Annotated in this window: 5 protein-coding genes; all 5 read right to left on the bottom strand. The window is 64.9% G+C overall.

What is annotated here, in order from left to right; translation table 11 throughout:
- Nucleotides 1-159 precede the first annotated feature (159 nt).
- Nucleotides 160-1305 (bottom strand): aldo/keto reductase, encoded by a 1146-nt coding sequence (locus tag J7G73_RS11740; RefSeq protein ID WP_291246383.1) that lies wholly within the window; start codon nt 1303-1305, stop codon nt 160-162.
- Nucleotides 1306-1496: 191 nt separating this feature from the next.
- Nucleotides 1497-4685 carry a M56 family metallopeptidase gene (locus tag J7G73_RS11735; RefSeq protein ID WP_291246382.1) on the bottom strand — a complete coding sequence of 1063 codons (3189 nt, stop codon included), beginning with the start codon at nt 4683-4685 and terminating at the stop codon, nt 1497-1499.
- 4 nt (nt 4686-4689) lie between these two features.
- On the bottom strand, nt 4690-5070 hold the full coding sequence (locus J7G73_RS11730) for a BlaI/MecI/CopY family transcriptional regulator (protein WP_087292977.1): 381 nt from the start codon (nt 5068-5070) through the stop codon (nt 4690-4692).
- Nucleotides 5071-5255: 185 nt separating this feature from the next.
- The gene (locus J7G73_RS11725) at nt 5256-6368 is read right to left on the bottom strand and encodes a YgcG family protein (protein ID WP_291246381.1); all 1113 of its coding nucleotides are present in this window, start codon (nt 6366-6368) and stop codon (nt 5256-5258) included.
- 47 nt (nt 6369-6415) lie between these two features.
- Nucleotides 6416-7143: YgcG family protein (locus tag J7G73_RS11720; protein WP_291246380.1), on the bottom strand; the 728-nt coding region annotated here is incomplete at its 5' end.

Below are 7143 nucleotides of genomic sequence, written 5' to 3'. Positions count from 1 at the left end.
CTGGCTCCAGCAGACCAGCCGCCCCTTTGACCCAGCCACCGCCGTGGACTTTCTGGCCCCGCGCCGCCCCCGCCGCCTCAAGCGGCCGGAGGACTGACCGGCCCCAAAAGAAAAAGCGAAGCGCAAACACGCTTCGCTTTTGTTTTGGGCAAAACCGGGTTATTTCTTTTCCAGCTCGGCCTTCATTTTAGCAATCTTTTCGTGGATGACCGGCATCAGGGTGCTGGATTCAATGTGCTGCGGGCAGATCCCCTCGCACTTGCGGCAGGCGCGGCAGGCGTCGGCCTGCTTTGCCAGAGACGCATATTTCTCCACGGTCATCGCGCGGGAGTCGTTCACGGTCTGGTTGTAGATCTCGTAGATGCCGGGGATGTCCAGCCCAAAGGGGCAGGGCATGCAGTAGGCGCAGCCGGTGCAGGGCACCAGCGCCATCTTCTGGTAGACGCTGCGGGTGTTAGCCAGCATTTCCAGCTGGGCCGCATCCAGCATGCCGACGGAGGAGCGGGCGGCGTATTCCAGATTCTGCTCCACCATCTCCTCGCTGCCCATGCCGCTGAGCACCACCGACACCTCCGGCCGGTTCCACAAGAAGTCCAGCGCCCACTCCACCGGGGTGCGGCTGCCGTCCAGAGTGTTCTTCACCTGCGGGCTCAGGTTTGCCAGCTTGCCGCCCAGCAGCGGCTCCATGATGACCACACCCAGACCCTTTTTGTGGGCGGCTTCCAGCCCGCGCAGGGTGGCCTGATTTTCCACGTCGATGTAGTTCATCTGGATCTGGCAGAAATCCCACCCGTCAAAGCCGTTCAGAATTTCCAGGAAGGCGGCCTCGTTGTCGTGGAAGGAGAAGCCCAGATAGCGAATCTTCCCTTCCGCGCGGGCTTTCTGGGCCTTGGTCAGCAGGTCGAATTTCAGCACCTTGTTTTTCCAGCTGTCCAGGCTGAGGGCGTGCATCAGGTAAAAGTCGATGTGGTCGGTCTGCAGGCGCTCCAGCTGGTTGTTGAGGAAGAAGTCGAAGTCCTCCTCCTTTTCCACCGAGAACACCGGCATTTTGGTGGCCAGATTGACCTTTTCCCGGTAGCCGTCCCGCAGGGCCTTGCCCACCAGCGGCTCGCTGGCCTCATGGTGATAAAAATAGGCGGTGTCGATGTAGTTCACGCCGCTGTCGATGGCGTGGCGGAGCATGCCGATGGCCCGGGCCTCGTCGATGCAGTTGTCGGGCTGCCCTTCCAGAACCGGCATGCGCATGCAGCCAAAGCCCAGCGCGGAAACCTCCACACCGGTATTTCCCATTTTGCGGTACTGCATAGTGAAAAACTCCTCTCGCTTTTCCGTGAAGGCGCAGGCCGGTCCACGGATGATGGTTTCATACTGGTTATAGCACGAAGCAAAGCGGCTGTCAAAGCGCACCGACACAAAAAGGGTGCCGATGAAACCATCAGCACCCTTTGGCCGGTGTGGCCGGTATACACTTGGGGGGTCTCGCAGCACGGACTCGCTCAGGCATCGCTGGTGGTGATGCCGATTTCATCCACCGTGTAGCGCATCCACGTACTGCTGTTTTCGCCGCTGCTCAGGCAGAGCAGCAGATCCATGGACACCCCGTTTTCCGGGTTGGAGTGGGTCACCAGCTGACCGGCTGCGTCCCGGTAATCGATGGTGAAGGTCTGGTACACGCTCACCTTCCCGGCAAAGGCCTTTACAAACTCCGGGTTGGCGGCCTGACTGTCCCGGTAGTAGAGTTGCAGATAGATCTCGTCCTCGGCCAGGGTCACCCCCTCGGGGGGCTGAATCTGCAATGCCACCAGATCCTGGGTGCGGCCGTCCAGCTCCAGCGAGCCCTGGGCGCGTACCCGGCCCGCCGGGTAGCCCTCGCCGCCCAGCGTTTCGATGGGCATGGGGGTGGGCGTGGGGCTAAGCGTGGACTGGCTGGCCACCCAGTTCTCATACTGCTGCTCGGCCTCATCCGCCCGCGCCTGCTGGTCGGCTTCCGGGCGGATGGGGGTGGGGGTAGGCGCAAGCGGTGTGCCGGACAGGCCCAGCCGGAACTGCACCCAGCCGCCCAGCACGGTGTTCTTTGCCTCCATCTTCCAATCGGACCCGGACATGGTTTCAGCGTCCACCGTCTCCTGCTGGCCGGGCTGCCAGCCCTGGCTCACGAAGGCATCCGGCAGACCGGCGGAGGCCACGGTCCAGCTGCCCCGGCTCTCGTTGTAGCGCAACAGGCGCAGCTCCCACTCGCCGGGTTCGGCGGTTTCGGGGATGGTCACGGTGAGGGGGCCGCCCAGGCTATACTGGAGGTTCTCCACCAGCGCGTCCAGCCGCCGGTTGAATTCCTCCGTCTGCGCCGGTTCCACGTTGTAAAACTCATAATCCGCCTGCGGGGCGGCGCTGTCCGGCTCGGTGGGCACAGCGGTCACCGTGGGCAGCGGCTGGGCCGATGCGGGCAGCCAGATATTCTGCTCCTCGCGGGTGGTCTTATCCCGCAGCAAAAGCACCGGCTGAACATTGCCCCGGCCCGCGCCGTTCACGATGATGGTATCGCCCGGCTGCCAGGTCTGGCCGGTGAACAGCCCCTGCTCATCGCTGACCATGGTGATGTCGGCGCTGCTGCGGTTCAGCTTCAGGCGAATTCCCCGCTCGCCCCAGCTGATTTCCGAGAACATGAAGGTGCTCCCGTTGGCCCAGCCGAAGCGCAGCTCCACCTCGTTGGGGGAAAGGTCCGCCGGGATGGTGAAGGTGAAGTTCTGCTCCTGCCAGATGCAGCTGGCCCACAGCTGCTCCAGCGCCTGCTGGCGCCCGGTTTGCTCCCGCTCAGAGGCCGGATATTCGGCGATCAGCTCCGCGTCGGTTCTGGTCCGAATGGTCTGATGGGCGGTTTGGTCGCCGTAGATGCCGGTTGCCATCGAGAACACATCATGCACCGCGATGGACGCGTTCTCGGTCAGCACATCCTGGCCGGGCTCATTGGTCAGCCGGGCGATCAGGGTGACCGGGCCGTCGGTCAGGCAGTCGGCGGGCACAAGATAGCTCTGGCCCGGCTGCCAGTCCTGACTGGTGAACACCTCCGGCAGGCCCTGGATGATGTCCTCGCCCTCGCCGCCGTCCAGCCGCCAGAGGGTGAGATGCCAGTCCTCCCCGGTCCAGCCCGCGGCAGCGGGGATGGTGAACCGGATGCCGCCCTCCGCCGACTGCAGGCTGCCCACCAGCTGCTGCAGCACATCGTCCTGTATCGACTCGGCGGCAGACTCCGGGGCATTGTATTCGGGGGGCTCCTCCGGCTGTGCCGAGAGCTCGCCGCTGCGCCAGTCGTACCAGACCGAGTCGCCGTTTGACTGGTAGAGATGCACCTCCAACAGCTGCACGGTGTCGTCGGCGGTGGGGCGGGCGTAGTCTCCCATGCTGCCGTCCGCAAATTGTGCGATCACCTGAATGGGCTGCCGGTTGGACAGCCGCCCCTCGTAATGCAGGGTGTTTTCGGCGGTGTTGTCCCGGTTGCTGTTCCAGTAATAGAGCCTGAACCAGCCCTGACCGTCCCGCAGGCTCTCGCCCTCAGGGGCCGCGCTGGCCTGCACCAGAATGATCTCCTGGGTGCCGCTCTCCTGCTGCCAGCTCACCCGGCGGCGCACGGTCTCGCCCTCGCCGATCAGCTCGTCGGGGCTGGCGATGGTCTTTTCTCTCGCTCCGGTGAAGGTGCAGGCGGTGAGCAGCACCGCGCCCGCCAGGGTCAGGGCGATGGCGGCCCGCCGGGGCTTTTTCGCGGTCACGATGGCCTTCAAGCGCTGCTGCATGGAATGGGCGGTGCCGCTCATGGAGGTGGCGGCCAGCAGGGCGGTGCCCGGCGCGCGCCGGGGGATCAGCTCCACCAGGCAGCGGCCGTAGTCCCGCCGCCGGTCCTCTTCCATGGACGCGGTGACCGCCTCGTCGCAGGCAAGCTCGCAGTCCCGCTTGGAGACCGCCGCCGCCCACCAGACCAGCGGGTCGAACCAGTATGCCGCCAGAACAAAGCAGCGCAGCGCGCCCCAGAGGTGGTCTTTGTGGCGGTGATGGGCCTTCTCATGGGCCAGCACGAATTCCAGCCGTTCGGGGCTTTTCAGCGCCTCCGGGTTCAGATAGATGGCCGGATGGACCAGCCCGTGCAGGCAGGGACTGGCCAGATCATGGCAGAGGTAGACCGGCAGACCACCGGTGCGTTCCGGGTCCAGATCCAGCAGACAACGCTCCCGCCGCAGCTGCAGCGAAAACCGCAGATTGGCCCAGAGCATCGCCCCACCGGTGAGCAGCGCGCCCGCCGCCCAGACCACAGGCAGCAGCGCCGCCGGGTTCAGCGACCATTCCGGGTGCTGTGGGGCGGATGCGGCGTTGTTGGTGATTTCAGCAAGGCCCGCCTGCATCTCGCCAGTTATAACGGTTTCGGCGGTGCCGGTCTGCGCCTCAGTGTCCACCGGGATAGGCAGCGTCTCGTTCTGAATCTCGCCCGAACCGGCAAAGCTTACCTGTGCCGTTTGGGGCAGGGCGTTCAGCACGCTGGCCCGGCTCTGGGGCAGGCTCACCGGCAGCAGCAGCCGCAGCAGCACCAGCCCCCACAGGGCGTACTGCATCCGGCGGCTGATGCGCCCGGCCAGCAGCGCCCGCGCCGCCAGCACGGCCAGAATCAGCAGGCTGGAGGTAATGAGCAGCTCGAGCATACGATCACTCTCCTTTTTCGCCGGGGGCCTCTTCCAGAATCTTCAGCAGCTGGGCGCGCTCGCTTTCGCTGATGCCCTTCTGCTCCACAAAGGCGTTGACCAGAAGGCCCAGACTGCCGCCGTAGATGCGGTCCAGAAGGCTCTCGGTCTCCCGCAGGGCCACCCCGGCCTTTTCCACCGCCGGGTAATACTCCTTGGCCCGGCCGCCCTCCTCGTGGCGCACCGCGCCCTTGGCCTCCAGCCGGTTGAGCATGGTGATGACGGTGTGCTTGGACCAGCCGGTGTCATCGGCCAGATCGGCCACCAGCTGGGTGATGGTGCGGGGGGCGTTTTGCCACAGCTGATTCATCAGCTTCCACTCCCCGGCAGACAGTTCCACATTCATGCTTGTTCCCTCCCTCAAAAAGGTAGTCTCTTGTCTACCCTAAGCATAACAGACAGGTAGACAGCTGTCAACCAAAATTTTTAAATTCCCTTTCCCCCCGCCCGTCGGGCGTAAAAAAAGCGCCCGTGCCAAAGCACGAGCGCTTTCTTTATTCAGTTTTCTGCAGCAGGGAGCCACACAGGCCATCAGCCCCGGCCCGCGCCGCCGCCGCGGGAGCCGCCGCCCCCGAAGCCGGAGCGTCCACCGCCGGAACGGCCCGCACCGGAACCACCGCCGGAGCGTCCGCCGCCCATACGGCCCGCACCCGAGCCGGAGGAACGACTGCCGCCGAACCGGCTGGAATCCGGCTTTTTCTCCGCCGGGCGTTCCGAGCGCCCGCCGCCGAAGATGCTCTGCTTTTTCGGCGGCGGAGGCGGGGGCGGAGGCGGCATTCTGTGCCTGCGCCGGTCCCGCCGATCGTAGCGGTCAGTCTCCACAGGGTAGGGCACATACACCACATCCGGTCCGTCGGAGGTGTCGGTGGTGGTGCGGGTGGTATACACCGGTGTGCTGCTTGCCGTTCCCATGGAGCGGTTCACATAACGGGCCAGTTTGATCCACAGCCAGACGATCACAAAAAGAACGACTATTATCACAAACACCGTTCCCAGAGAGAGGCTTTTGGTTTCGGTCTGCGCCTGGCTCTGCGCCGGTGCCTGAGTGGGTACCGGCTGCTGCGTGGGCTGCGGGGCCACCGGTGCCACCGCCGCCGCGCTATCCGGCACACTGGCCGGTTCACTGACTGCGGGTGTTTCGGCGGAAAGGCCATACATGGCGCGCAGGCTCTCGGCCACCGCGCCGGTGAATTCGGTCACACAGGCATCGTAATCCGCCGCCGCAAAGCCCGGCTCGGCGGACTCGTTCAGCATGGTCTGCAGGTCGGCGGCAAGGTCGCTGCCCTCCAGCCCCGCGCCCAGGGCGCAGTAGTAGTTCTGGTCGTCGATGGCCAGCAGGAACAGCACGCCGTTGTTCTGCTCGGCGCTGCCCACGCCCCAGGTATCGAACACACCATAGGTGTAATCGTCGATGTACTCCTCGCCGGTGGTGCTCACCGTGAGCACAGCAATCTGAGCACCACTTGCTTCCAGCGAGGCGTTCAGCTCGTCCACTGCCTGAATGGTGGCTTCGCTTAATACGCCCGCCTCGTCCTTGGTAAAATGCTCCTGGGGCGCCGCCGGATAACCGGCCGCAAACACCGCTGTGCTCAGCAGCGCCGCCAGAAGTGCGGCTGCCGCCAGCCGCACCGCGTTTTTCTTCAATGGAATCCTCTCCTCACATCGCTGTTGGCAGATGGGTTCTCCGGGCCTTAGCCGCGGCCGGCGCCGCCGCCGCGGGAGCCGCCGCCCCCGAAGCCGCCGAAGCCTCCGCCGCCAAAACCACCGCCGCCGAAGCCGCCTCCGCCAAAGCCGCCTCCGAAGCCGCCCGGCGGGGGCCGGTGGTAGGGCCGGTGATGATAGCGGGGACGGCTGTAGCCTCCCAGGAACAGGGGCCAGAACACCACGTCACGGCCGCGGCCTCCACCGCCGCCGCCCGGGCCGCCCCGTCCGCCGCCGCGGCCGCTCGTGCCGATGATAAGAATAATCAGCACCGCCGCGATCAGCAGCATCAGCAGCACGCCGGACAAATCGCTGTCGTCCTGCTCCACCGGCTTCGGCTGAGGCTGCCCCTCGCCCGGGGTGATGCCGTACAGACTGCATAGCTCGCTGTACATCGCACCGGTGAACTGGACCACCGCATCGTCATAGTTGCCGCTTTTCACCCCGTCACGGGCATAATCCTCCAGCAACTGCTTGATTCGGCTGTAGGTGATCTCGCCCTCCAGGCCGGTGCCAATGGTACAGTACGCGTTCTGATCGCCGGTCACCAGCAAAAACAGCACGCCGTTTTGCTTTTTCTTGTCGCCGATGCCCCACTCGTTGAACACCTGCAGGGCGTAATCGTCGATGCTCAAGTTCCCGGTGAAATCCACCGTGAGCACGGCGATCTGGGCCCCGGTGGAGGAAAGGGCGTTGTTGTAGCCGTCCACCGTGTTGA

Source organism: Allofournierella sp. (assembly GCF_017889395.1).
Lineage (GTDB): Bacteria > Bacillota > Clostridia > Oscillospirales > Ruminococcaceae > Allofournierella.
Note: the sequence above shows the minus strand (reverse complement) of the source record. Positions and strands in the feature narration are given on the sequence as shown.